This is a genomic window from Ramlibacter sp. (assembly GCF_035655895.1).
Classification (GTDB): Bacteria; Pseudomonadota; Gammaproteobacteria; order Burkholderiales; family Burkholderiaceae_C; genus Ramlibacter.
Genome location: NZ_DASRTN010000014.1, coordinates 417,584 through 442,461, shown reverse-complemented (window position 1 = coordinate 442,461; position 24,878 = coordinate 417,584). Strand labels below are relative to the sequence as shown.

Sequence of the window (24,878 nt, the reverse complement as noted above, 5' to 3'; positions counted from 1 at the left end):
GCCGTTTGCCGCGCCCCGCCATGGAACGCGCCGCCCCTTCCCTGACCGATGCCGTGCGGCGCCACGCCGTGCCCCTGGACAGCGGGGTGCCGAAGGAGCTGGAGCGGGAGCTGTCGGCCCGCCGCATCGCCCTGCTGGGCGAAGCCAGCCATGGCACGCACGAGTTCTATGCCCTGCGCGCCGAGATCACCCGGATGCTGATCGAGCGCCACGGCTGCCGGGCGGTCGTGATCGAGGGCGACTGGCCCGACGCCTGGCGGGTGAACCAGTGGGTCCGCTGGCAGGAAGACGGCAGCGCCGAGGATGCGCTGGCGGGGTTCGAGCGCTTCCCCACCTGGATGTGGCGCAACACCGTGATGCGCGACTTCATCACCTGGATGCGCGAGCACAACCGCGAGCGCCCGCCGTGGGAACAGGTCGGGCTCTACGGCATGGATCTGTACAGCCTGTTCGGTTCGGTGCGGGCGGTGCTCGCCTATCTCGACGAGGCCGACCCTGCAGCGGCGCGTCGCGCGCGGCGGCGCTACGCCTGCTTCGACCACTTCCAGCAGAACCTGCAGGCCTACGGCTACGCGGCCGGTTTCGGCACGGGCTTCAGTTGCGAGGACGCGGTGGTCGCGCAGCTGACCGACCTGCTGCAGACCGCGCCGTTGGAGGGCGGCACGCACGCCGATCCGGATGCGCTGTTCCACGCGCAGCAGAACGCCCGCCTGGTGCGCAACGCCGAGCAGTACTACCGCAGCATGTTCCGGGGCCGCGCCTCCTCGTGGAACCTGCGCGACCTGCACATGGCCGACACCCTGCAGGCGTTGAGCGCGCACCTGCAGGAGCGCACGGGAACCGCCCCGCGCATGGCGGTCTGGGCCCACAACTCGCACCTGGGCGACGCGCGGGCGACCGGCATGGCGGAACAGGGCGAATGGAACGTCGGGGAGCTGATGCGCAAGCGCTGGCCGGACGACACCTTCCTGGTCGGCTTCACCACCCACGACGGCACCGTGCGTGCCGCCACGCAATGGGACCAGCCCGGGCGGGTGCGGCAGGTGCGGCCGGGCCTGGAAGGCAGCTGGGAGGCGCTGTTCCACGGGGTCGGCGAGCGCTTCCTGCTGCTGCCGGCAGCCGATGCGCGCCTGCGCGAAACGCTGGACGAGCCGCTGCTGGAGCGCGCCATCGGCGTCATCTACCTGCCGGAGACGGAACGGCGCAGCCACTACTTCGAGGCGCGCATCGGCGCGCAGTTCGACGCGGTGATCCACATCGACCGCACGCGTGCCGTGGAGCCGCTGGACGAGGGCGACCCGCAGCCGGCCGGCCCCGAGGTGCCCGAGACCTATCCGGAAGGCGTGTGACTAGACCGCGCCGCCCGGGTGGGTGGGGTCCACCCACAGGACCTGCTCGGGCTTCTCGACCGGTTCGATGTCCAGGTTGATGGCCACCGCCTGCCCGTCGCTGCGGCACAGCACGCACTCGAGCGGCTCGGTCGGGCTGGCATTGATCTCCTGGTGCGGCACGTAGGGCGGAACGTAGATGAAGTCGCCCGGCCCGGCTTCGGCGGTGAACTCGAGGTGCTCGCCCCAGCGCATGCGGGCGCGCCCGCGCACGACATAGATCACGCTCTCCAGCGGCCCATGGTGATGGGCGCCGGTCTTGGCATTTGCATGGATGGTGACCGTGCCGGCCCACAGCTTGCGGGCTCCGACCCGGGCGAAGTCGATCGCCGCCTTGCGGTCCATCCCCGGCGTCTGGGCGGTGTTGCCGTCCAGCTGGTTGCCGGGGACCACCCGGACGCCATCGTGCTTCCAGCGTTCGGCCGGATCCTGGCCGGCGGGATGCGGGTGCGGATGCTCGTGGTCGTGGCCCATGGCCGCAAGCCTACCGCAGCCCGCTTCCGGCGTCAGGTCGCCTCTTCGAGGACGGCCTCGCGCAGCCAGTTCTTCACCGTCACCAGGTGCTGCTGCTCGGTTTGCAGCGCGCCGGTGAAGGACTCGGCGAGCTGGTCGTGGCCCGCGGCCCGCGCCAGCTCGATCAGCAGCTCCCAGCTCGCGTTGTCGCCCAGCTCGATCATGAGGATCGAGTTGAGCGCCTGCGAGACCGTGGTGCGCGGGTCGGTGATCACCTGCAGGTGGCCGAGCGCCGCGACGCCGGCAATGTCGGCGCAGGGCGTCATCGCCGTCGGGTCGGCACCCAGCTGCGAGAGGCAGCGCGCCAGCAGGTGGAAGTGCGACTCCTCGTCCGCACGGATCTGCTGCAGGGCGGCGACGTCGACGATGGGGCCGGTGGCGGCCGCGCTCACCTTGGTGATCAGCGCCTCGTACAGCCGCACGCCGGTGCGCTCGTAGGCCAGCCGTTCGCCCAGCTTGTCGATCAGCACCTCGGGGTTGGTGCCCTTGAGCTTGTCCATGACGGTCGAGGCCATGCCCTTGAGGCGCGCCGGCACCGGCACCGTGCCGACGCGGTCGGACTCGAGTGCGTAGGTCTTGCGCAGGTCGTTGATGCCGGTGGGCTCGTCCGACGCACGGGTTGCCTGCTCCTGGGCGTACTGGACCAGGGTGTCCTTGCTCATCGGGGCCATGTCGAGCCCGGTGCGGTTCATGCCGACGGTGGTCGTGTTGTCCATGTTTCGTGCTCCTTCAAACGGTGGCGGGCTCGGTGGCGGCGGCGGACTGGCGGTTGAGCTCGGTGCCGGGCGTCCACTGGTAGCCACTCGAGACGCTCTGCGACGGCGAGCCCTGCGAGTTCATGTGGTTGCGGTACGTCAGCGAGGACACGGCCTCGTCGTCCTCCTGGACGAACTGCGTGCCGTTCTTGCGCATCGGGACCTCCACCAGGGTCTTGCGCAGGAACTCGCGCTGGCTCTTGAATTCGATGCCGGCCGGCAGGTTGCCGTCGCCCAGCACCTCGGCCGGGTCGCGTCGCTCGAGGTCCTTGAACAGCCGGATGGCCAGCTGCATGTGGCCGAGTTCGTAGTCGAGGAACTGCTCCCACAGCGCCTTCATGCGCGGATTGGTTTCCTGCGCCGCGCAGGCCTGGTAGTTCCACACCTCGGTGGCCTGCTGCAGCATCAGCTTCTCGAGCGGGCTCTCGTCCGGGTTCAGCATCGAGCCGTAGTGGACGATGTGTTCGCTCTCCACCGAGGCGATCTCGGCGTAGAGCATGCGCGCGACGGGGTCGGCGAACAGCGGGCCGACGTTCATGTAGTAGTCGTGCGTCTGGTACTCGCCACCCGTCAGGGTGATCGCGTGCAGCTTGGTGGCCAGGGCCGCGTCGCGCGAGTAGCTCTCGAGCAGGTCGTTCTCCGGCGCGCGGTGGTGCACCGTGGTCGGCCGCCCCGGCACGATGTCGGTGTAGCCCTGGGTGATGTTGTTGGCGTCCTTGCCTTCCAGCCGATCCAGCAGCGCGGAATACCGGTAGAGGTGGTCGAAGTCCTCCAGCAGCGCGTAGCGGAATCCCTGCGCCATGTACGGGTCGGGCTCCAGCTGGGCCACGGACGCCGTCACCTCGATCGCGACCTGCTCGTAGGCGATGGTCGTCTCCAGCGGCGAATGGTCGGCCGAGAGCATCCAGTTGATCGCGGTGGCCTGGTGGTGCTCGACGCGCGACAGCTGGGCCAGCTGCACCCGCGCGTCGCGGTTCATGCGCAGGAGCACCTGCTCCACGCGCAGGGCGTCGAGCTCGATGCCGTTCATCAGGATCACGCGGATGCGCGTGTACGCGTCGTCGTCGAGCTTGCTGATCGGCTTTTGCACCAGGTCCTTCCAGGTGAAGCGCTGCTTGTCCAGCGCGACACCATGGTCGTTGAAGAGATTGATGGCCATGGGATCCTTCCTGTTGGTTGCGGGGAAACGAACTCCCTCCATGGCAATCGGGATGCCCGGCCGCACGGGATGCCCGGCACAGGCGTGCCCGGCCCCACGGCGCCCGCACCCGGGGGGCCGGTCAATCCGACAGCAAGTCCTGCCGAAAGGTCAGCGGTAGCGCTCCCGGGCGAGCGCGGCGCCCTGGCCCAGCGCTTCGAGCTTGCGCCGGGCGACCTCGCGGTCCATCGGCGCCAGTCCGCAGTTGGTGCACGGGATCAGGCGCTCGCGGGCGACGAACTGCAGGGCCCGGCCGATGGTGTCGGCCACTTCCTGCGGCGTCTCCACCGTGTCGCTCGCGACGTCGATCACGCCGACCATCACGTCCTTGCCCGCCAGCAGCGTCATCAGCTCGGGCGGCACGTGCGAGTGGTAGCACTCCAGGCTCACCTGCCGGATCGAGCTGGCGGCCAGGGCCGGGAACACCTGCTCGTACTGCCGCCATTCCTGGCCCAGCGTCTGCTTCCAGTCGACGTTGGCCTGGATGCCGTAGCCGTAGCAGATGTGGACGGCAGTCGTGCAGGTCAGGCCGCGGGCCGCGCGTTCCAGCGCCTGCACGCCCCAGGCGGCCGCGTCCTTCATGTACACGTTGAAGGCGGGTTCGTCGAACTGGATCACGTCGACGCCGTCCGCCTGCAGGGCCAGCGCCTCCTGGTTCAGCAGGTCGGCGAAGGCCATCGCCATGGCCACGCGGTCGTGGTAGTGGCGATCGGCGACCGTGTCGACGATGGTCATCGGCCCCGGCAGCGTGAACTTCAGCTGGCGCCGGGTGTGGGCACGGGCAAGCCGCGCCTCGAACGCATGCACCCGCCCTTTCAGCCGCAGCGGCCCGACCACCTGCGGCACCATCGCGTCGTAGCGGTTGTCGCGGATGCCCATCTTCACCTTGTGCTCGAAGTCGATGCCTTCGACCTGCTCGAGGAAGCCGTGCACGAAGTGCTGGCGCGACTGCTCACCGTCGCCCACGATGTCCAGGCCGGCGTCCTCCTGGGCCTTGATCCACAGCAGCGTGGCATCGGCCTTGGCTTCGCGCAGCGCGTCGCCCTGCTGCTTCCATCGGGGCCAGAGCTTGTGCGTCTCGGCGAGCCACGAGGGCTTGGGCAGGCTGCCGGCGATGGCGGTGGGGAACATGCGCGCTCCTGGACGCCGGGCGAAGGCCGGCCTGCGCCATCCTAGCGTGGGCGCCGCGCCGCGCCACCGGGGCTGCCCCGGGGCCGCGCACGTGCACGTCGTCACGACGTGCCATCGCCGTCAGGCCAGCTCGAACGCCTGCGCGAGCAGTTCGTAGGAGCGCCGCTGCGCCGCCGGGTCCCAGGCCCAGGTCACCAGCACGAGTTCGTCGAGCTGCCACTTGGCCGCCAACACCAGCAGCCGATCCCGGACCTGCTCCGAACTGCCCACGATGGCGCGGCCGCGCAGCATCTCGGCCTCGATCTGCTCCGCGGAGTCGTACTCCCGGGCGGCTTCCTCGGGCGGCAGCAGCGGACCGAACCGCCCGCTGCGGCGATCGATGCGGGCGCGCTCGCGGCTCTTGAACAGGTGCCAGGCTTCCTCCTGCGTCGGCGCGGCCAGCACCGCGAGGCAGACCGTCGCCTGCGGCCTGGCGAGCAGCCCGGGCCGGAAGGTCGAGCGGTACAGCGCGAGCGCCTGCTCGCAGCCCTCGCCGTCGGTGATGAAGTGTGCGAACGCGTACGGCATGCCGTAGTGGCCGGCCAGCTGCGCGCCATAGCCGGAGCTGCCCAGCATCCACAGCTGCGGCGCCGTCGCGCCCGTCGGCAGGGCCCGCACCCCATGGCCCGGATGGCCGACCGGCAGGTCCTCCCCGCTCACCCAGGCCTTGAGCTCGAGCACCTGCTGCGGGAAGCTGGCGGCCGACTGCGCGTCGGGGTTGAGCAGCCGTGCCGTGCGCTGGTCGCCGCCGGGCGCGCGGCCGACACCCAGGTCGATGCGGCCGGGTGCCAACGCGTCCAGCACGCGGAACTGCTCCGCGACCTTGAACGGCGAGTAGTGCGGCAGCATCACGCCGGCGCTGCCGATGCGGATGCGCCGGGTGCGCGCGGCGATGGCCGCCATCAGGACCTCGGGCGCGGTTCCCACCAGGGTCGGCAGCGCGTGGTGCTCACTGAGCCAGAAGCGCTGGTAGCCGAGTTCCTCGCAACGCTCGGCCAGGCTGACCGTGTGCCGGATCGACTCGTCGTGCGGCCGGCCGGCGCGGGCCACGGACTGGTCGAGGACGGAAAGGCGCAGCGGGGGTGTCATGGCGCGAGCTTCGCACAAGGTCCACGCCCCTGCAGTCACGGCGCCCATAATCCGGCCATGCACTCAGAAGCTGCCGCCGCCCGTCCCCGGATCGTGATCATCGGCTGCGGGTTCGGCGGCCTCGAGGCCGCGCGCGCCATGCGCCACGCCGACGTCGACATCACGGTGGTGGACCGCACCAACCACCACCTGTTCCAGCCCCTGCTCTACCAGGTGGCGACCGCGGGCCTCTCCGCCCCGGCCATCGCGGCGCCGGTACGCCACCTGTTCCGCAAGCAGTCGAACGTCACCACCCTGCTCGGCGAGGTGGTGGACATCGACGCGGCGCGGCGGGTGGTCCGGCTGAAGGACGATGGCGCGCTGCCGTACGACCACCTCATCGTCGCGGCCGGCGCGACCCACAGCTACTTCGGCCGCGACGACTGGGCACCGTTCGCACCCGGCCTGAAGACGCTGGACGATGCGTTCGGGATCCGCCGCAAGGTGCTGCTCGCGTTCGAGACGGCCGAGAAGGAGACCGACCCGGCCCGCCGCGCGGCCTGGCTCACCTTCGTGGTCATCGGCGGCGGGCCGACCGGCGTCGAGATGGCCGGCACGCTGGCGGAGATCGCCCGGCACACCCTGCCCGGCGAGTTCCGCCGGATCGACCCCGCCCAGGCCAAGGTGCTGCTGCTCGAAGGCAGCCCGCGCGTGCTGCAGTCCATGCCGGAGGACCTGAGCGACCGCGCCCGCCGCCTTCTGGAGAAGCTCGGGGTCGAGGTGCGCACCGGCGCCCGCGTGACGGCCATCGACGCGCACGGCCTGGAGGTGCGCCCGGGCCAGGGCGAGGCCTACCGGATCGAGAGCCGCTGCATCGTGTGGGCCGCGGGGGTCGCCGCCTCGCCGCTCGGGCGCCAGGTCGCCCAGGCGACCGGCGCGACGCTGGACCGGGCCGGCCGGGTGCAGGTGCAGCCCGACCTCTCACTGCCCGGCCATCCGGAGATCAGCGTGGTGGGCGACCTGGCGGCGGCCAGCAGCCACGTCCCGGGTCGCGAGCCCCGCCCGGTGCCGGGCGTCTCGCCGGCGGCCAAGCAGATGGGCCGGCTGGCGGCGTCCAACATCCTCGCGCGCATCGCCGGCCGGCCGGTGGCGAACTTCCGCTACCGCGACTACGGCAACCTGGCGACCATCGGCCGCAATGCCGGCGTGGTGGACCTCACCACCCCGTTCGGGCACCTCAAGTTCAGTGGCTACCCGGCCTGGCTGTTCTGGCTGTTCGCGCACATCTGGTTCCTGATCGGCTTTCGCAACCGCATCGTCGTGCTGTTCGACTGGGCGGCGGCCTACTGGAGCCACCAGCGCTATGCGCGGGTGGTGACCGACATCGAGCCGGTCACCAGCGACGGCTGATTCCCTGGGCCGGGCGACCTCAGGCCGAGGGCGGCAAGGCGGCGCCGCACTGCTGGCAGTAGTTCGCCTCCGGGCCATAGCCGGTCGCGCCGCACGTGCCGCAGCTGCGCGGCACCAGCGGCGCCCTGGCATGCCGGCGCATCGTCATCTCCGCGGTCACGATGCCGGTGGGCACGGCCAGCGTGCCCCAACCCAGCAGCATCATGGTCGAGGCGATGAAGCGGCCGAGGTCGGTCCGCGGCGTGATGTCGCCGAACCCGACCGTCGTCATGGTGGTGATCGCCCAGTAGATCGAGGTCGGGATGTCGGTGAAGCCATGCTCCGGCCCCTCGACCACGTACATCAGCGTGCCCACCACCAGGTCGATCATCAGCACCGCGACCAGGAACACCAGGATCTTGCGCCGGCTCGCATACAGCGCCTCGCCCATCACCTGGTACTCGGCCACGTAGGCGGTCAGGCGGAAGATCCGGAACACGCGCAGCAGGCGCAGCACCCGCACGTCGATCAGCGCGTGCAACTCCGGCAGGAACAGCGCCAGGTAGGTGGGCAGCACCGCCAGCAAGTCGACCAGGCCGAAGAAGCTGAGCATGTAGCGGGCAGGCCGGCGGACGCTCAGCACCCTGGCCAGGTATTCGGCCGTGAAGATGACGGTGAAGAACCACTCCACGCTGGTGAACAGGACGCGGAAGCGCTCGTGCCAGCTTTGCACGCTGTCGGCGAGCACCACCGCCACGCTCACCAGGATGGCCACGACGACGATCTGGTCGAACAACCGGCCGGCGGGCGTGTCCGACTCCCAGATCACCCGGTACAGGCGTGCCCGCCAGGGCTGCTGCGGGGGCGCGTCCGGCGCCGGCCGCTCCATCTCAGACCGCCGGGCGGCTGAACCGCTCCAGCGCCTGGCGGGTCGGCGTCGTGCCCGCGCCGGGCTGCTGCGGCAGCCCGAAGAAGCCGTCCACGACGTTCGCCGGGTCGGTGAAGCAGTCCTTGATCCAGGGGATGTATTCGAGCACCGCGCAGGCCGGGTGGCCGTAGCTCAGGTGGACGTGCACCTGGCTCATGTCGCCCGCGTGCGGGGCCACCGGCAGCCGGTATGCATGCGCCGCCTCGCACACGCGCAGCACCTCGGTCAGGCCCCCCATGCGGGTCACGTCGGGCTGCACCCAGTGGATCGCCTCCTGGTGGAAGAACTCGCTGAAGGCATCCTGGGTGTAGAGCTGCTCGCCCAGGGCCACCGGAATGGTGGTGGCCCGCGCCAGCTGCGCATGGGACTTCACGTCGTCGTGCCAGAGCGGCTCCTCGAACCAGTACACGTCGAACGGCTCCGCGCCCCGGCAAAAGCGCAGGCAGCTCGCGAGGTCCCACTTGCCGTTGCCGTCGACGGCCACCGTCACCTCGGGTCCGACCGCGCGGCGCACCGCCTCGAGGCGGCGCAGGTCGCGCTCGACGGTGGAACCCACCTTGATCTTGATCCCGGTGAACCCGCCGTCCACCGCGCGCAGGGCACCCTCGACCAGCTTGTCGTCAGCGATGCTCAGCCAGCCGATGTCGGTGTTGTAGGCCCGGACCCGCTCGTGCACCTGCCCGCCCAGCAGCTTCCACAACGGCACACCCGCCGCCTTGGCCTTCAGGTCCCACAGGGCGATGTCGATCGCGGCGTGCGCCAGCGTCGTGATGCCGGCGCGGCCGATCCACTGCAGGGCGGGATTGCGCGCCAGCTTGAGCCACAGGCGCTGCACGTCGTTCGCATCCTCCCCCTGCAGCAGCGGTGCATGGCAGGTGGCGATGCAGCGCGCGATGAGCTGGTCGCTGGGAAGGTGGGCGTGGGTGCCGGTGAAACCGTAGCCGGACAGCCCGTCTTCGGTGTCGATGCGGGCGCCGACCACGCCCCAGTGCGTGATGGTGTGCGTGCTGTCGGCGATCTGCGAACCGGTCACCGGGACGTGCAGAACGAACGGCTCGACGTGCTTGATTCTCATGGTGTCTCCTTGCGGCGCGATGGTAGCGCGCGCCCGGAGCCCGGCCGCGGTCACAGACCGTTGTGGATCGCCGTGGCGGCGATGGCCGCCTGTCCGTAGGCCACGCTGATCTGGTTGAGCCCGGCCGCGACGTCGCCGGCCGCGTAGAGGCCCGGCACGGTGGTCTGCAGGTGGTCGTCCACCAGCAGCTGTCCATCCGGCTGGACCCCGGCACCGAGTCCGGTGGCCAGCGCGGAGGCATGGCGCAGACCCAGGGCCGGATACAGCACGTCGAACGACAGCCGCCGGCCGTCGACCATCTCCAGCTCCACGCCCTGGCCCGCCTCGCACCGGATGTGCAGCGGCCGCTGGTCGGTGATCAGCACGCCGCGCGCCCGCAGCCGGGCGAGCTGCTCGGGCGGCAGCTCCTCCTGCGACCCCATCGACAGCCAGGTGACCTGGTTGTCGAAACCCGCCACGAACAGCGACTCGCGCAGGCCGTGCAGGCCCTTGCCCAGCACGGCGACCCGCTGCCCCTGCGTTTCGAAGCCGTCGCACACCGGGCAGTAGCGGACGTTGCCGCTCGCGAGGCTCTCGCGCAGCCCGGGCAGGTCGGGCTCGACGTCGCGGGCGCCCGTCGCCAGCAGCACCTTGCGCGCCAGCAGCGGGCGGCCGTCCACCATGGCTTCGAAGGCATCGCCCCTGACGGCCAGCGACCCGACCGCGCCCTGCGCCATCGGGACCTCGTAGCGCTGGGCGTGCTCGCGCAGCCGCTGCAGCAGGTCCGTGCCGCGGATGCCGTCCGGATAGCCGGGGACGTTGCGGGTGCGCGGGATCCAGCCGACCCGGCTGTCCCCCGCATCGACCACCTGCAGCTTGCGCCGGTAGCGTGCCAGGTACACGGCCGCGGTCAGGCCGGCCGGCCCGCCACCGATCACCAGGCAGTCGAGCACGTCGCTCATCGCGTGCATCCCGGGGCCGACGGCGCGCGGGGCATCGCCGCCGCGGGCGCGCGCGTCAGCCCGCGAAGGGAAGCCGCTTGGTGACCATCATCCAGAAGATGGCCAGGAAGGCGAAGAACGCGACGAAGCCCAGGGCGGCCCAGGCCGCGAAGAAGCGCCAGTAGCGCGCCGAGAGCGCCTGGCCATCGCGCACGCAGCGGCGGGACTCCTCGCGCAGGCGCAGCTGGATCCAGACCACCGGCAGCCAGCAGGCGATCGCCACCGCGTACAGGCCCACCGACCAGGCCAGCCAGGGCTGGCTCCAGGGCATGCCGGCGCTTCGCACCAGCCACCAGCCGGTGAGCGGCTGCAGCACCGCGGTGGTGGTCGTGAACAGCCAGTCGGCGATCACCACCCAGCCGCTCACCGCCGCCACCGTGCGCGCGTCGCGTCCCAGCGTGGCCACCAGCAGGTAGAAAGCCGAGCCGACGCCCGTGCCGAACAGCACGGTGGAGGAGAGGATGTGCAGCCATTTGAGCGCGAGGTAGTCCATGCCGTCAGCGCCGCGGGCCAGGTTCCAGCCCCCAGAGCAGAGCGATGGCTGCCATGATGGGGAGGTTCTTGCTGATGGGCCCGTAGGGATGCAGCCAGTATTCGGGCAGGAAAAGGGTGATCAATCCGGTGTACCCGGCGATCAGCGCCAGCTGGCCGAGCCACACTGAAGAGCGCCAGCGCGCCGGCGCCCACAGCGTCAGCACCCCGAGCAGGAGGTCCAGCGTCGCGGCGCCGTAGAGCGCGAGCGTGGCCAGCGCGCCGTGCAGGCCGACCCGGGCCAGCAGCTCGCGGCTGCCCTCCACGGGATAGAGGCCGAAGGACACCGCCGCGGTCCAGATCCAGAGCAGCGCCAGGGACGCCTTCAGTGCCGGCACGGCCCAGCCGAGCACCGCCTTCGGTCGCAGCAGCTCCGCCTGGCCGTCCTCCACGAAGGTGGCGGCGTCGCGGGGTGCCCGGCCCAGCAGCCGGGCGAACCGCGGCGCCGGGGCGGCGTTGCCCTGCAGCAGCATGTGCGCGGTGTCGGGGTCGAGCGCGCTGCCGGGCAGGTGGCCGGCCACCCGCGCGCCCAGGCGGAACAGGCCGACCGGCAGCGGCAGCACCAGCGGCCCGCGTCCGAGGCCGAGCTGGCCGCGCAGGGCGCCGAGGTAGTCGCGCAGGGCCAGCGGTCGGGGCCCGACGAAGGCGATCGTCTCCAGCGGCCGGGGCGGCTGTTCCAGCAGTGCCAACACCCCGGCCACGACGTCGTGCAGGTGCACCGGCTGGACCGCCATCGCGCCCCGCAGCGGGAACGCCAGCACCGGAGCCGACGCCAGCAGCAGGAACAGCCCGCTGCTCGCCCCCTGGGGCGCGAACACCAGGGAGGGCTGCACGATCGCGCCGGCCAGCGGCAGGGACCGCAGCACGTCGTCGGCGGCGCGCTTGCTGAGGTGATAGGCGGTGCTCGCGTGCGCATCCGCTCCCAGCGCCGAGACCTGGACCACGCACCCGACGCCGGCCCGCGCGCTGGCGCGGAACAGTTCGGCGGGCGCCGCGTGGTGCAGGGCCTCGAAGGTCTGGGTGCCCTGCTCGCGCAGGATGCCGACCGCATTGACCACCGCGTCGATGCCCTGCAGGTGCGGCTGCCACCAGGCGGCGGTGGGCACCGCCGCCAGGTCGGCGGCGAGCGCGCGGCAGCGCGGCCCGGCGATCGTCAGGCGGGCCGGGTCGCGCACCGCACAGATCAGCTCGTGCCCATGACGCAGCAGGGCACGCGCGATCGCCCCACCGATGAGGCCGGTGGCGCCAGTCAGCAGGACACGCATGCGGCCGATCATGCGTGAAGACGTGCCGGCTCGGCGGTTACGGCTTGCAATCCCGACCACCGACGCCGGCGGGGCGCTCCTAGACTGCGGCATGACCAACTGGAATGCCGCGCTCCGCGAAGCTGCCGTCTCCGGCAGCCTGGCCAGCCTGTTCTCCGCCGCCGTGCTGGCAGCGGCCGGTGCCCGCGAGGCCCGGTCGGCTGCCGCCCCGATGAACGCCACCAGCCAGTGGCTCTGGGGTCAGCGCGAGGCGCTGCAGGCCGACCGTGCGGACCGCCGGCACACCCTGTCGGGGTACCTGATCCACCATGTCGCCGCCAGTTTCTGGGCCGTGCTGCATGCGCGCGCGTTGGCCAACCGGCCCGAAGCCGAGCAGCCCCTGCCTGCGCTGGCCGCCGCCGCCGCGACCGGCGCCGTGGCGGCCTTCGTCGACCTCAAGCTGACGCCGGAACGGTTCACGCCCGGTTTCCAGCACCGCGTCGGCACGCGGTCGCTGGTCGCGGCATACGCCTGCTTCGCGCTCGGGCTGGCGCTGGGCAGCGTGGCCGTGCGCCGGGCCCGGCGCGGCTGAACCCGCGGTTCAGGGGGCACTGGCGGCCCGCTCGCCAGGCGCGACGCGCCCGCCTGCGCCCGGCCGCAACGCACCGGGGATGGCCAGGCCGGGACAGTCGTCGATCGTCTCGGCCCTCCCCCCAGCCCGTGCGCCGCCCAGCCAGGTCGCGACCAGCGCGAGCGCGGCCGCGAGGCATTCCAGCACCAGCGGGAGCCAGCCGACCTCGGATTCCGGCGTGCGCAGCAGCCAGCCGGCGCCGAACAGGAGCAGCACGGCAACGCGGCCGCCACCACGGCGCCGATGCGCCGCGCCCGCGTGCCGGGTGGCGCATGCAGCCAGTCGGCCAGGCGGAAAGGGGCCCCCAGCGCGCCGCCGAGCAGACCGGCGGCGGCCAGCCAGTACGCGGCCAGGTTGAACGCGCCCGTGCCGGTCGCGGTGTCGATGAGGTCGAGCAGCACGGCGGCGGCCAGCAGGCCCAGCGGGACGGCGCGCATCATCCGGTGCGCCGGATGGCCCGGCGGCCCGGCGTGGCGGCTCACGGCCGCTCCGGCGACTCCGGCTTGTCCTGCGGCCCGTGCGACTGGTGCTCCCGCCGGTCGATCTCCTTGCAGCAACTCTGCACGGCGACCGGGTCGCTGGCGGGGAAGGTGTACTCGACGGCCACGTCGAGCACGTCGTCATAGCTGGGCTGCGGGCCCAGCGGTTCCTGCTCGTTGCGCTCGGGCGTGACGTTGCGGACGAATGTCTGGTGTTCCGGGGTCATGGCTGCATGGATGGCGAAGGGATGCCGATGGCTCCCGGAGGCAATCCTCATGCCCATGCCCATGCCGATGCGCCGCCGCGCAGGTCAGGTGCGCGGCTCGGCTTCCTGCAGGGTGCGCCACATCACCTTGCCGCTGCCGCTCTTGGGCAGGGCCTCGACGAACTGGACGATGCGGGGCACCTTGTACACCGCCATGTTCTCGCGGCACCAGTCGATGATCTGCTGCTCGCTGACCTGGCCCTTGTGCGCGGCGCGCAGCACCACCACGGCCTTGACGGTCTCGCCCCGGTACGCATCCCTGGCCGAGATGATGCAGGCCTCCTGGATCGCCGGGTGCCGGAACATCAGCGCCTCGACCTCGGCCGGCCAGACCTTGAAGCCCGACGCGTTGATCATCCGCTTCAGGCGGTCGGTGATGAAGAAGTAGCCCTGCTCGTCCATGCGCCCGAGGTCGCCCGAGCGGAAGAAGCGGCGTCCGTCGAACTCGATGAAGGCATCGGCGGTGGCGTCGGGGCGCTTCCAGTAGCCGTCGAACACCATCGGGCCGCAGATGATGATCTCGCCCTGCTCGCCCGGCGCCACCTCCTGCAGCGTCTCGGGATCGATCACGCGGGCGTCGCAGCTCATGAAGGGCACGCCCAGGCACTGCTGCTTGGGCGCATCGGGTGGATTGGTGTGCGACGGCGCGGCGGTCTCGGTCAGGCCGTAGCCCTCGACGTAGCGCAGCCCGAACTGGTCGAGCAGGCGCTGCGCCACCGCCTGCGGCATGGCGGCCCCGCCGCCGCCGATGTGGCCCAGGCTGGAGAGGTCGTAGTGGTCGAAGTTCGGGCTGCCCATCAGGTCGATGACCATGGTGGGGATGTTGGTCCAGGTGGTCACCTTCCAGCCGGAGATCAGCCGGCCGGCGAGTTCGCGGTCCCAGCGCGGCATCACCACCAGGGTCGAGCCCAGGTAGATGCTGGCGTGCATCACGCTCACCATGCCGGTGATGTGGAACATGGGCACCACCAGCAGGGCGACGTTCTCGGCCGTGCCGTTGCCCCACACGCTGCTCGCCACGGCGTTGTGCATCAGCGTGCGGTGCGGATGCTTGCAGCCCTTGGGCAGGCCGGTGGTGCCGCTGGTGTACGGCAGGACCGCCAGGTCCTGCGGCCCGACCTCGAGCGGCGGCAACGGCGGCGCGTCGGCGAGCGCGGCGGTCCACTCGGTCACCCGGCCTTCCGTCAGCGCCGGGAGCGGGTGCCGCGTGAGCAGCCAGTCGTGCCACGCGGCCGGTGGCGCATCGGGCCCGGTGACCGCCGCGTCGAACGCGTCGGTGTACTGGGTGACGATCAGGTGCGCCAGCCGCTGCCCGGCCGGCAGCTGCGCGTCGGCCCTGGCGATCTCGCCCGCGACGTCGCCGGTGGCGATGGCGACACGGGCATCCGGGTCCGTGATGTAGTGCTTGAGCTCCTCGGCCCGGTTCATCGGATTGACCGGCACGACGACCGCATTGGCCCGCAGGATCGCGAAATGCGCGATCACCAGTTGCGGGCAGTTCTGCATGTCCAGCATCACGCGGTCGCCCTTGCGCACGCCCATCGCGTGCAGGCGCGCGGCCAGCCGTTCGGCCATTCCGACGACCTGGGTGTAGGTGAGCACGCGGCCGAAGAACACCAGCGCGGGCTTGTCCGGGTAGCGCCGGGCGCTGACGGCCAGGTTGTCCCACAGCGAGGTCTGCGGCGGCGTGAGCGAATGGGGCAGGCGCTTGGGCCAGACCGCGTGGTGGGGACGTGGGGGCACTGCGAATTCGGGCATGTCCGGGAGCCTAGCGCCCGGCGCCGGGCCCGGTGCCTCGGGGAAGCCCCAAGCGCGTCCCCTGGGTGACGGCGCGGGGCCGCTCTTATCATGCCGGACCCAGCCTTTCGCACCTCCCAGAATGCCGCTCCCACGTCTCCTGCCCCGCCTGGCCGCACTGGCCCTCGCCTGCCTTGCCCTCGGTGCCAACGCCGCCTTCCCCGACAAGCCGATCCGCATCGTGATCGGGTTCCCGGCCGGCGGACCCCTGGACCAGCATGCCCGCCTGCTGAGCGACAAGCTGCAGGCCGTGCTCGGGCAGCCCGTGGTCATCGACTACAAGGCCGGCGCCGGCGGCACGGTCGGCGCGCAGGAGGTGATGAAGGCAGCGCCGGACGGCTACACCCTCATGCTCGCCAACACCGGGGTGATGGTGATCAACCCGGCGCTCTACACGAAGCTGCCCTACAGCACCGTGCGCGACTTCACCCCCATCGCGCGCACCGCCATGCAGCCGCTCGCGCTGCTGGTCAATCCCAAGCTGCCGGTGGCCACGCTGCAGGACTTCGTGGCGTATGCCCGGGCCCGGCCCGGGCAGGTGAACTACGGCTCGGCCGGCAATGGCGGCATCAGCCACCTGGTGCCCGAGATGTTCAAGAGCGCCACCGGCCTGTTCATGGTCCACATCCCGTACCGCGGCAGCGCACCGGCCTTCACCGACCTGATGGGTGGGCAGGTGCAGTTCATGGCCGAGTCCATTCCACAGGCGGCCGGCTACCACAAGCAGGGCAAGGTGCGCGCGCTGGCGGTCACCAGCCGCGAGCGCAATCCCGCGCTGCCCGACATCCCGACGGTGCGCGAGACCGGCCTCAAGGACTTCGAGGTGGTCGGCTTCTACGGCTTCCTCGCGCCGGCGGGCCTGCCGGCCGACGTGCGCGCCCGCCTGAGCGACGCCTTCCGCCAGGTGCTCGGCAATCCCGACGTGCGCAGCCGCATGGTCGCGCAGGGCGCCGATCCGGCCTTCCTGGGCAGCGAGGAGTTCGGCCGCTTCCTGGCCGCCGAGATGCCGCGGTGGGCGGACGCGGTGAAGAAGTCCGGCGCGCGGCTGGACTGACCGCCAGCGCGAGCGCCCGCGGCCGGCCACTCGCCCGCGCCGCCGGCCTGCGCCGGGAACGGGAACCCCGGTGCCGCGCGACGGGCCACTCCCCTGTGCGGTGCATCACCGCCGCACACGGGCGCAGTTTGGTGCGCCCTCCGGCATGCGCCAGTGCCGCCTCGGGCACGCCGGAGCTGCGCATCGGCTCGGCACGGAGCTTGCATCGAGACCGTGGCACGCCTTTGCGTGCTCCGATCCACCACGATGCGACCTGCCATGAACCCCTCCCCACGCCGCTTTCTCCTGGCCCTGGCCGCCCTCGCCTGGCTGGCCGCCGGCACCGCCTCCGCCCAGGGCGCGCTGGACGACGTGCTCAAGGCCAGGGAGATCCGGGTGGCGATCCCCACCGACTTTCCGCCCTACGGCTTCGTCGGCACCGACCTCAAGCCGCAGGGGCTGGACATCGAGGTGGCGCAGTACATCGCCGCCAAGCTGGGTGTGAAGGCCGAACTGGTGCCCGTCACCAGCGCCAACCGCATCGCCTACCTGCAGACGCGCAAGGCCGACCTGGTGATCTCCACCCTCGGCAAGAACCCGGAGCGCGAGAAGGTGATCGACTTCACCAGCGCCTACGCGCCGTTCTACATCGCCGTGTTCGGGCCGCGCACACTGGCCGTCAAGGTGCCCGCGGACATCGCCGGCAAGTCGATCTCGGTCACCCGCGGTTCGGTCGACGACATGGAGCTGACCAAGGTCGCGCCCCCGAGCACCGAACTGCGCCGCTTCGAGGACAACAATGCCACCGTCTCGGCCTACGTGGCCGGCCAGGTGCAGCTGCTCGCCACCAGCGCACAGGTCGCCGGCGCCATGATGGTCAAGAACCCGCAGCTGCCGACCGAGTACAAGTTCGCGCTGAAGGATTCGCCCAACTTCATCGGGGTCGGCAAGGGCGAGGACAAGCTGCGCACCCGCGTCAACGAGATCCTGGCGGACGCCCGCAAGAGTGGCGACCTGGACCGGATCGCGATGAAATGGCTCGGCCGTCCCGCCGGCGACCTGCCGCAGTGAGCCGTCCGGGCGCTGACCACGCCGGCCCTTGCCGCGACGCGGCTCCCGCGGGCCGGACGGCCGTCGCCGGCGGCCGCCCCTGATGCGCATCACCCTGGACTTCGCGGCGGTGCTCGGCCAGTGGCCGCTGCTGCTCAAGGGCGTGGCATGGACGCTCGCGCTCACGGCCGTCGCCGCCGTGATCGGGGTCGCCGTCGGCGTGGCCTGCGCGTGGGTGCGCAGCCAGGGCCCGGCCGGCCCCAGGCTGGTGGTCGGCGCCTATGTCGAACTGGTGCGCAACACGCCCTTCATCGTGCAGCTGTTCTTCGTCTTCTTCGGCCTGCCGGCCGCCGGCGTGCGGCTGTCGCCGGAGACGGCCTCGGTGCTCGCCATGGTGGTGAACCTTGGCGCCTACGCCACCGAGATCATCCGCGCCGGCCTCGACGCCACGCCGCGCGGCCAGGTGGAAGCCGCACTGAGCCTGGCCCTCGACCGCACCCAGGTGTTCCTGCGCGTGGTGCTGCCGCCCGCCTTGCGCAAGGTGTGGCCGGCGCTGGTGAGCCAGATCGTCATCGTGATGCTGGGCTCGGCGGTGTGCGGCCAGATCTCCACCGAGGAACTGAGCTACGCGGCCAACCTGATCCAGAGCCGCAACTTCCGGCCGTTCGAGGCCTTCATCGTGGCCACCGCCCTCTATCTGCTGCTGGCCGCGGGCGTGCGCCGGCTGCTCGACTGGGCCGGTGCGCGCTTCCTGTTCGGCAGCCGCCGGCCCGCCGGACGCTGATGGTCGACTTCACCCTCTGGGACATCCTGCGCAACCTGCTGCTGGCGGCGCGCTGGACCGTGGCGTTGTCGCTGATCGCCTTCCTGGGCGGCGGCCTGGTCGGCCTGCTGCTCCTGGTGGCACGCCTGCAAGGCTCGCGCGCCGCGGCGTGGCTGGCAGGCGCCCACGTGCAGCTGTTCCAGGGCACGCCGCTGCTGATGCAGCTGTTCCTGGCCTACTTCGGCTTCGCCCTGTTCGGCATCGACACCTCGCCGTGGACCGCGGCGGCCCTGGCCCTCACGCTCTACACCAGTGCGTTCCTCGCCGAGATCTGGCGGGGCTGCGTGGCGGCGATTCCCGCCGGCCAGTGGGAGGCGGCGCGCAGCCTGGCGCTGTCGTTCCCGGAGCAGTTGCGCCATGTGATCCTGCCGCAGGCGCTGCGCATCGCGGTGCCGCCCACGGTCGGCTTCCTGGTGCAGGTGGTCAAGGGCACGGCCCTGGCCTCGGTGATCGGCTTCGTGGAGCTCACCAAGGCCGGCACCATGATCACCAACGCCACGCTCCAGCCCTTCGTGGTCTACAGCTGCGTGGCGCTGCTGTACTTCGCGCTGTGCTGGCCGATCAGCCTGTTGTCCCGCCGCCTGGAGGAAGGCCTGCATGCCGCACATCGTTGACATCGCCGCCCTGCGCAAGTCCTTCGGCGACCACGAGGTGCTCAAGAGCATCGACCTGCAGGTGGCGCCGGGCGAGGTGATCGCCATCATCGGCAGGAGCGGCTCGGGCAAGAGCACGCTCCTGCGCTGCATCAACGGCCTGGAGACCTTCCAGCATGGCGCGCTGTCGGTGGACGGCCGCCCGCTGCTGCACGAGGACGCGCGCGCAATGCGCGAGCTGCGCCAGCGCGTGGGCATGGTCTTCCAGAACTTCAACCTGTTCCCGCACCTGACCGTCGGCCGCAACGTGATGCTGGCCCCGACCCTGGTGCGCCGCAAGGACAAGGTCGCCGCGCAGGCACAGGCGCGCCGGCTCCTGGAGCGGGTCGGCCTGGGCGAGAAGTTCGACGCCATGCCCGACCAGCTGTCGGGCGGCCAGCAGCAGCGCGTGGCCATCGCCCGGGCGCTGGCCATGGAGCCTGCCGTGCTGCTGTGCGACGAGATCACCAGCGCGCTCGACCCCGAACTGGTCGGCGAGGTGCTGCGCGTGGTCGAAGCCCTGGCCGCGGACGGCATGACCCTGCTGATGGTCACGCACGAGATGGGCTTCGCCCGCAAGGTGAGCGACCGCGTGATCTTCATGCACCAGGGCCGGGTGCACGAGATGGGCCCGCCCGAGCAGCTGTTCGGCGCCCCGCACACGCCCGAGCTGCAGCAGTTCCTGTCCTCGCTGCGCGACTGACCAGGCAGGCGCGCGGCCGGCCGCCGGCGGCACAATGCCGCGCATGCGATCCGTCCACGCGTTCACCGCCGCCGCCGCGGCCTTGTCCCTCCTGCTGGCCACCGCCAGCCCGGCAGCCCTGGCGTTCGACCTGCAGGGACACCGCGGCGCCCGCGGCCTGCTGCCCGAGAACACCCTGCCGGCGTTCGAGCGTGCGCTGCGCGTCGGCGTGACGACGCTGGAGATGGATGCGGCCGTCACGGCCGACGGCGTGGTGGTCGTCTCGCACGACCCGGTGCTCAACCCGGACTTGGTGCGCGGCCCGGACGGCCGGTGGATCGACAAGCCGCTGGCCATCCGCCAGCTCACGCACGCCCAGGTGCAGGCCTACGACGTCGGCCGGCTGCGCCCCGGCAGCAACGCCGCGCAGACCTTTGCGAACCAGCGGCCGGTCGACGGCACCCGCATGCCGACGCTGGCCGCGGTGTTCGCGCTCGTCAAGCAGCTGGGCGCCGACCACGTGCAGTTCGACATTGAGACCAAGATGGACCTGCGCCATCCGGAGAACACCCTGCCGCCGGAGGCCTTCGTGCAGGCGCTGCTGAAGGTGATCCGGGAGGCCGGCATGGAAGACCGGGTGATGGTGCAGAGCTTCGACTGGCGCGCGCTGCAGGTGCTGCGCACCGCGGCGCCGCGGATGCGCACGGTCTACCTCACGACGCAGTCGCCACGCGGCAGCAACCTGGACTCGCCGCTGTGGACCGCCGGCTTCACGCTGGCCGAGCACGGCAGCGTGCCGCGCATGGTCAAGGCCGCCGGCGGGCACGCGTGGTCGCCCAACTTCCAGGCCCTGACGGCCGACGCGGTGCGCGAAGGCCAGGCGCTGGGGCTGCGGGTGATCCCCTGGACCGTCAACGAGGACGCCGACATCGCGCGCATGCTCGACCTGGGCGTCGACGGGATCATCTCCGACTACCCCGACCGCGTGCGCGCTGCGATGGAGCGCCGCGGCATGCCGCTGCCGCCGGCGGTCACGGCGCCCTGAGGCGGAACCGCCGCAGGACGGCCGCTCAGGCCAGGTGCTGCCGGAACCAGTCGGGAATCGGCACCGACTTCTGTGCCGGGAAATCGACGAACACCGTGGTGGCCCCGCCGGACGCATAGACCACACCGGGATCGTCGGCGCGCTCGATGGTGGCCCAGGTCTCGAACGAGCTGCGCCCCGGGTCGCTCACGTACATCTGCAGCCGGATCTCCCCGGGGAACTCCAGCTGCCGGTGGAAGTTGCAGAACGCATTGACGATCAGCGGGCCGATGCCCTTCGGGTCGGGCAGGCACTCGAGCGAGCGAAACCAGTCGATCCGCAGCGTCTCCAGGTAGCGGAAGTACAGGGTGTTGTTGACGTGGCCCATCGCATCCATGTCGCCCCAGCGGATCGGCATGGTCATCTGGTGGACCAGTTTCTTGTGCGTCGGCAGTTCCAGCTTCATCGGTGCGCCTTGATCGAGGCCAGGATTCCCAGGGTGAACAGCAGCGCGGCGGCCAGTTGCGACGGGCCCGGCCAGTGCCCGTCCCAGGCGAAAGAATAGAGCAGCGCGAACAGGGTCTCGCTCACGATCAGCTGCCCGCAGAGGCTGACCGACAGGCGCCGGCTCGCGATGTTCCAGAGGATGGTGGCCAGCCAGGCGGAGCCCACCCCGGTGGCCACGGCCAGCAGGACGAACAGCGCGCGATCGGGCTGCGCCGCCAGGTCGCGTGCCGGCGACCCGGCCGCCACCCAGAGCAAGAGCGCCCCGGCGCCGGTGGCCAGGCCCAGCCAGTTGGCCCAGTCGGTCGCCTCGACGTCGGGATGCCGCCGCAGCCAGGCCGCGTTCAGGACGGCAAAGGCGGTCCAGCACACGAGCGCGGCGATGGCCAGCAGCACGCCGCGCCAGAAATGCGGCAGCGCCGCCGCGCCCGCCTCGGGCGCCTGCACCATCAGCGCCAGGCCGAGCAGCGTCAGGAGCAGCCCGGGCGCCAGGGCCTGCCAGCGCAGGTGGCCCGGCTTGCCCAGCAGCATCACCCAGACCGGGATGGTGCCGATCACCAGCGTGGGCACTTCGGTGCCGGAATCGCGCACCGCCAGCACCAGCAGCAGGTAGTAGCCGGTGAAGCCCAGCAGGCTCATGCCGGCGGCGGCCAGCGCCTGTGCACCACTGGGGAGCGGGCGTCGGCGCAGGCGGGACACCATAAGGACTGCGGCGAGCGCGCCGTAGGCCGCGTAGCGGCCGGCCGTGAGATCGACCGGCGAATAGCCGGCCACCATCCGGGGTGCGACGAACACCAGCCCCCAGAGGGCGCCCGCGCCCAGGCCGGCGAGCACGCCCGTCAGCATCGGCAGGCGCGCAAGGTGGTGCGGCGCGGCGTCGAGGGACCCGATGCGGCGTGGCGCCCGCCCCGGCGCAGCAGCGCCCGACGATCAGACACCGAAGCCGTCGTCGGCGGCGATCACCGCACCGTTGATGAAATGGCTCTCGCTGCTGGCCAGCAGAACGACCAGCGCATCCAGGTCCTCGGGTCGGCCGACACGCTTGCGCGGCAGCATCTGCACCAGCTTCTGCCCCTGCTCGGTCGACCAGTGGTGGTGGTTGATCTCGGTGTCGATGTAGCCCGGGCAGATGGCGTTGACGTTGATCTCGAAGCGTCCCCACTCGAGCGCCATCGCCTTGGTCATCTGCACGACCGCCGCCTTGCTCATCGCGTAGGCGCCGATCTGCGGCAGCACCTTCAGGCCGGCCATCGAGGCGACGTTGATGATCCGCCCGCCGGTGTAGGTGCCCGGCGCGGCGCCCTTGGCGCGGGCCAGCATCCGCTTGCCGACCTCCTGCGCGACGAAGAAGGCGCCCTTGACGTTGGTGTCGAAGACGTAGTCGTAGTCGTCCTCGGTCACGTCCTGGATGCGCTGCGTGGTGCTCACGCCCGAGTTGTTCACCAGGATGTCGATCGAGCCGACCTCGGTCTCGGCATGCGCCACGGCGGAGCGGATGCTGTCGAGATCGGTCACGTCCAGCGGTGTCACATGCGCGTCTCCGCCCTCGCCCTCGATCTGCGCCCGCAGGTCCTTGAGCTTCTCGACACGCCGGCTGGCCAGCACCACGGCGGCGCCGGAGCGCGCAAGGGTGCGGGCGAACTGCGCGCCGAGGCCGCTGGAGGCGCCGGTCACGAAGGCGACGCGCCCGGAAAGATCGATGCTGTAGCTCACGAAGGTCTCCTGCCTGAAGGGTCCGCCGGAGGGCGAAGGGGTCCGATTGTGCAGGACCGCCGCATAGAATGCTGTCCCGCCAGCGCGCCCATCCCGCGGTTGCGCGCACTTCCACATCCCACGCCATGACACAAGAAGAGATCCTCGCCCAGTACGGTCCGCGCGAAGCGATGGAGTACGACGTGGTCGTCGTCGGTGCCGGTCCCGCGGGGCTGGCGACGGCCATCCGGCTGAAGCAGCTGGCGGCCCAGCACGAGCGCGACGTCTCGGTTGTCGTGCTCGAGAAGGGCTCCGAGCCTGGCGCGCACATCCTGTCGGGCGCGATCGTCGACCCGCGCGCGCTGACCGAGCTGATCCCCGACTGGAAGGCCAAGGGCGCACCGCTCAACACGCCGGTGACGGAAGACATCTTCCTGTTCCTGGGCGAGACCGGCGCCAAGCGCACGCCCAACTTCCTGCTGCCCAAGAACTTCCACAACGACGGCAACTACGTCGCCAGCCTGGCCAACCTCACGCGCTGGCTCGCGCAGCAGGCCGAGGCGCTGGGCGTCGAGATCTTCCCGGGCTTTCCGGCCGCGGAGGTCCTCTACAACGACGACGGCTCGGTGCGCGGCGTGGCCACCGCCAACATGGGCGTCGGCAAGGACGGCCAGCCCACCGAGAACTTCCAGCTCGGCATGGAGCTGCATGCCAAGTACACGGTGTTCGCCGAGGGCTCGCGCGGCCACCTGGGCCGCCAGCTGATCAGCCGCTTCAAGCTCGATGCGGGGCGCGACCCCCAGAGCTACAGCATCGGCATCAAGGAAGTCTGGGAGATCGATCCGTCGCGCCACCAGGCGGGGCTGGCGCTGCACAGCGCGGGCTGGCCGCTCGACGAGATGACCTACGGCGGCTCGTTCCTCTACCACATGGAGGACAACCAGATCGCCATCGGCTTCGTGGTCGGGCTGGACTACAGCAACCCGTACCTGTCGCCGTTCGAGGAGTTCCAGCGGTTCAAGACCCACCCGAACATCCGCTGGTACTTCGAAGGACCCAAGGGCGCCAAGCGCCTGGGCTACGGCGCCCGCGCGCTGACGGTGGGCGGGCTGCTGTCGCTGCCCAAGACCGTGTTCCCGGGCGGCGCGCTGGTCGGCTGCGACGCCGGCTACCTGAACTCCTCGCGCATCAAGGGCAGCCACGCCGCCATCAAGACCGGCATGCTGGCCGCCGAGGCGGCATTCGCGGCGCTCGGCGAGGGCCGTCAGCACGACGAGCTGACCGCCTACCCCGAGGCGTTCGAGAAGTCCTGGCTGCACGCGGAGCTGAACAAGTCCCGCAACTTCAAGCAGTGGTTCAAGAAGGGTCGCACCGTCGCCACGCTCATGACCGGCATCGAGCAGAAGCTGCTGGGCGGCCGCATGCCCTGGACGCTGCACCGCGAGAAGCCCGACCACGTGTACCTGAAGCCCGCGTCCGAGTGCAAGCCGATCGTCTATCCGAAACCGGACGGCAAGCTCACCTTCGACCGGCTCTCCTCGGTGTTCATCTCCAACACCAACCACGAGGAGAACCAGCCGGCCCACCTGACGCTCAAGGACCCCTCGGTGCCCGTCCAGGTGAACCTGCACAAGTTCGCCGGCCCCGAGCAGCGCTACTGCCCGGCCGGCGTCTACGAGTTCGTGAAGGACGAAGGCGCCGGCGGCGAACGGCTGCAGATCAACGCCCAGAACTGCGTGCACTGCAAGACCTGCGACATCAAGGACCCGACGCAGAACATCGTCTGGGTGGTGCCCGAGGGCGGCGGCGGCCCGAACTACACCAACATGTGAGCGCCGGCAGGCGCCACCGACCCGGCCGGCCTCGTCCGGCCGGCAGAAGGCCGGCCTTGCCGGCTTTTTTCATGGTCCCGTCTCGGTAGAACTCCCGTGGCGCAGTGCAGCAGGACTGTGCATCCTCGCGGCTCATTGTCGGCTTTGCCTGAGGAGACACGCGTGAAACTAAACAGATTGTTTGCGGCACTGGC

26 protein-coding genes and 1 pseudogene are annotated in these 24,878 nt (G+C 71.1%); 10 read left to right on the top strand and 17 right to left on the bottom strand.

The window, feature by feature from the left end; all coding sequences use genetic code 11:
* Window positions 1–20 precede the first annotated feature (20 nt).
* Window positions 21–1,349, top strand: a complete 1,329-nt coding sequence (locus VFE82_RS19125) for an erythromycin esterase family protein (protein WP_325001930.1) — start codon at window positions 21–23, stop codon at window positions 1,347–1,349.
* Here VFE82_RS19125 and VFE82_RS19120 read toward each other — a convergent pair whose 3' ends face one another.
* From VFE82_RS19120 to VFE82_RS19100, 5 genes are all read right to left on the bottom strand, one after another.
* Window positions 1,350–1,862 (bottom strand): cupin domain-containing protein, encoded by a 513-nt coding sequence (locus VFE82_RS19120; RefSeq protein WP_325001929.1) that lies wholly within the window; start codon window positions 1,860–1,862, stop codon window positions 1,350–1,352. It lies immediately after the preceding gene.
* Between the two features lie 32 nt (window positions 1,863–1,894).
* On the bottom strand, window positions 1,895–2,617 hold the full coding sequence (locus VFE82_RS19115) for a ferritin-like domain-containing protein (RefSeq protein WP_325001928.1): 723 nt from the start codon (window positions 2,615–2,617) through the stop codon (window positions 1,895–1,897).
* A gap of 13 nt (window positions 2,618–2,630) precedes the next feature.
* Window positions 2,631–3,815, bottom strand: a complete 1,185-nt coding sequence (locus VFE82_RS19110) for a hypothetical protein (protein WP_325001927.1) — start codon at window positions 3,813–3,815, stop codon at window positions 2,631–2,633.
* Window positions 3,816–3,965: 150 nt separating this feature from the next.
* Window positions 3,966–4,985, bottom strand: a complete 1,020-nt coding sequence (locus VFE82_RS19105) for a methionine synthase (protein ID WP_325001926.1) — start codon at window positions 4,983–4,985, stop codon at window positions 3,966–3,968.
* Between the two features lie 120 nt (window positions 4,986–5,105).
* Window positions 5,106–6,113 (bottom strand): LLM class flavin-dependent oxidoreductase, encoded by a 1,008-nt coding sequence (locus VFE82_RS19100; protein ID WP_325001925.1) that lies wholly within the window; start codon window positions 6,111–6,113, stop codon window positions 5,106–5,108.
* Window positions 6,114–6,170: 57 nt separating this feature from the next.
* Between VFE82_RS19100 and VFE82_RS19095 the strand changes: the two genes are divergently transcribed.
* Window positions 6,171–7,502 (top strand): NAD(P)/FAD-dependent oxidoreductase, encoded by a 1,332-nt coding sequence (locus VFE82_RS19095; RefSeq protein WP_325001924.1) that lies wholly within the window; start codon window positions 6,171–6,173, stop codon window positions 7,500–7,502.
* A gap of 19 nt (window positions 7,503–7,521) precedes the next feature.
* On the opposite strand, the gene VFE82_RS19090 is transcribed toward VFE82_RS19095, so the two are convergent.
* From VFE82_RS19090 to VFE82_RS19070, 5 genes are read right to left on the bottom strand one after another with little or no spacing between them, the layout of a single operon-like run.
* Window positions 7,522–8,370 carry an ion transporter gene (locus VFE82_RS19090; RefSeq protein WP_325001923.1) on the bottom strand — a complete coding sequence of 283 codons (849 nt, stop codon included), beginning with the start codon at window positions 8,368–8,370 and terminating at the stop codon, window positions 7,522–7,524.
* Window position 8,371: 1 nt separating this feature from the next.
* Entirely contained in the window at window positions 8,372–9,484 is a 1,113-nt protein-coding gene (locus VFE82_RS19085) for a mandelate racemase/muconate lactonizing enzyme family protein (RefSeq protein WP_325001922.1), read from the bottom strand.
* A 50-nt stretch (window positions 9,485–9,534) separates the two neighbouring features.
* Complete coding sequence (locus VFE82_RS19080) at window positions 9,535–10,425, bottom strand: NAD(P)/FAD-dependent oxidoreductase (protein ID WP_325001921.1); 891 nt, start codon at window positions 10,423–10,425, stop codon at window positions 9,535–9,537.
* A 55-nt stretch (window positions 10,426–10,480) separates the two neighbouring features.
* Window positions 10,481–10,957, bottom strand: a complete 477-nt coding sequence (locus VFE82_RS19075) for a DUF2269 domain-containing protein (RefSeq protein ID WP_325001920.1) — start codon at window positions 10,955–10,957, stop codon at window positions 10,481–10,483.
* Between the two features lie 4 nt (window positions 10,958–10,961).
* Window positions 10,962–12,260, bottom strand: coding sequence for an SDR family oxidoreductase (locus tag VFE82_RS19070; RefSeq protein WP_325001919.1), 1,299 nt, complete (start codon window positions 12,258–12,260; stop codon window positions 10,962–10,964).
* A gap of 91 nt (window positions 12,261–12,351) precedes the next feature.
* On the opposite strand from VFE82_RS19070, the gene VFE82_RS19065 reads away from it, so the two are divergent.
* Window positions 12,352–12,831 (top strand): hypothetical protein, encoded by a 480-nt coding sequence (locus tag VFE82_RS19065; RefSeq protein WP_325001918.1) that lies wholly within the window; start codon window positions 12,352–12,354, stop codon window positions 12,829–12,831.
* Window positions 12,832–12,840: 9 nt separating this feature from the next.
* Here the strand turns inward: VFE82_RS19065 and VFE82_RS19060 are convergent, their stop codons facing one another.
* The 4 genes and pseudogenes from VFE82_RS19060 to VFE82_RS19050 all read right to left on the bottom strand — a co-directional run bounded on the left by VFE82_RS19060 (window position 12,841) and on the right by VFE82_RS19050 (window position 15,373).
* Window positions 12,841–13,086: a hypothetical protein gene (locus tag VFE82_RS19060; RefSeq protein WP_325001917.1), complete on the bottom strand. Its 246-nt coding sequence runs from the start codon at window positions 13,084–13,086 to the stop codon at window positions 12,841–12,843.
* 29 nt (window positions 13,087–13,115) lie between these two features.
* A pseudogene (locus VFE82_RS20040) lies at window positions 13,116–13,352 on the bottom strand (DUF2231 domain-containing protein); the annotation flags it as partial.
* Window positions 13,349–13,576, bottom strand: coding sequence for a hypothetical protein (locus tag VFE82_RS19055; RefSeq protein ID WP_325001916.1), 228 nt, complete (start codon window positions 13,574–13,576; stop codon window positions 13,349–13,351). The gene VFE82_RS19055 and the pseudogene VFE82_RS20040, both read right to left, overlap by 4 nt.
* Before the next feature lie 84 nt (window positions 13,577–13,660).
* Complete coding sequence (locus VFE82_RS19050) at window positions 13,661–15,373, bottom strand: long-chain fatty acid--CoA ligase (protein WP_325001915.1); 1,713 nt, start codon at window positions 15,371–15,373, stop codon at window positions 13,661–13,663.
* A gap of 121 nt (window positions 15,374–15,494) precedes the next feature.
* Between VFE82_RS19050 and VFE82_RS19045 the strand changes: the two genes are divergently transcribed.
* The 6 genes from VFE82_RS19045 (at window position 15,495) to VFE82_RS19020 (ending at window position 20,677) form a co-directional block, all read left to right on the top strand.
* Window positions 15,495–16,466, top strand: a complete 972-nt coding sequence (locus VFE82_RS19045; protein WP_325001914.1) for a tripartite tricarboxylate transporter substrate binding protein — start codon at window positions 15,495–15,497, stop codon at window positions 16,464–16,466.
* A 258-nt stretch (window positions 16,467–16,724) separates the two neighbouring features.
* Window positions 16,725–17,516 (top strand): transporter substrate-binding domain-containing protein, encoded by a 792-nt coding sequence (locus VFE82_RS19040; RefSeq protein WP_325001913.1) that lies wholly within the window; start codon window positions 16,725–16,727, stop codon window positions 17,514–17,516.
* An 82-nt stretch (window positions 17,517–17,598) separates the two neighbouring features.
* Complete coding sequence (locus VFE82_RS19035) at window positions 17,599–18,279, top strand: amino acid ABC transporter permease (protein ID WP_325001912.1); 681 nt, start codon at window positions 17,599–17,601, stop codon at window positions 18,277–18,279.
* A complete protein-coding gene (locus VFE82_RS19030) occupies window positions 18,279–18,932 on the top strand; it encodes an amino acid ABC transporter permease (protein WP_325001911.1) in 654 nt (217 codons plus the stop codon). Before VFE82_RS19035 ends, VFE82_RS19030 begins: the two co-directional genes overlap by 1 nt.
* Window positions 18,916–19,653, top strand: a complete 738-nt coding sequence (locus VFE82_RS19025; RefSeq protein ID WP_325001910.1) for an amino acid ABC transporter ATP-binding protein — start codon at window positions 18,916–18,918, stop codon at window positions 19,651–19,653. The genes VFE82_RS19030 and VFE82_RS19025 overlap by 17 nt, the downstream gene beginning before the upstream one ends.
* A 43-nt stretch (window positions 19,654–19,696) precedes the next feature.
* Window positions 19,697–20,677 carry a glycerophosphodiester phosphodiesterase gene (locus tag VFE82_RS19020; protein ID WP_325001909.1) on the top strand — a complete coding sequence of 327 codons (981 nt, stop codon included), beginning with the start codon at window positions 19,697–19,699 and terminating at the stop codon, window positions 20,675–20,677.
* A 25-nt stretch (window positions 20,678–20,702) separates the two neighbouring features.
* On the opposite strand, the gene VFE82_RS19015 is transcribed toward VFE82_RS19020, so the two are convergent.
* The 3 genes from VFE82_RS19015 to VFE82_RS19005 all read right to left on the bottom strand — a co-directional run bounded on the left by VFE82_RS19015 (window position 20,703) and on the right by VFE82_RS19005 (window position 22,873).
* Complete coding sequence (locus tag VFE82_RS19015) at window positions 20,703–21,122, bottom strand: thioesterase family protein (protein ID WP_325001908.1); 420 nt, start codon at window positions 21,120–21,122, stop codon at window positions 20,703–20,705.
* Window positions 21,119–22,006 carry a DMT family transporter gene (locus VFE82_RS19010; protein WP_325001907.1) on the bottom strand — a complete coding sequence of 296 codons (888 nt, stop codon included), beginning with the start codon at window positions 22,004–22,006 and terminating at the stop codon, window positions 21,119–21,121. Before VFE82_RS19010 ends, VFE82_RS19015 begins: the two co-directional genes overlap by 4 nt.
* Window positions 22,007–22,090: 84 nt before the next feature.
* Window positions 22,091–22,873, bottom strand: a complete 783-nt coding sequence (locus tag VFE82_RS19005; protein ID WP_325001906.1) for an SDR family oxidoreductase — start codon at window positions 22,871–22,873, stop codon at window positions 22,091–22,093.
* 125 nt (window positions 22,874–22,998) lie between these two features.
* On the opposite strand from VFE82_RS19005, the gene VFE82_RS19000 reads away from it, so the two are divergent.
* Window positions 22,999–24,684, top strand: coding sequence for an electron transfer flavoprotein-ubiquinone oxidoreductase (locus VFE82_RS19000; protein ID WP_325001905.1), 1,686 nt, complete (start codon window positions 22,999–23,001; stop codon window positions 24,682–24,684).
* The last annotated feature ends 194 nt before the right edge of the window (window positions 24,685–24,878 follow it).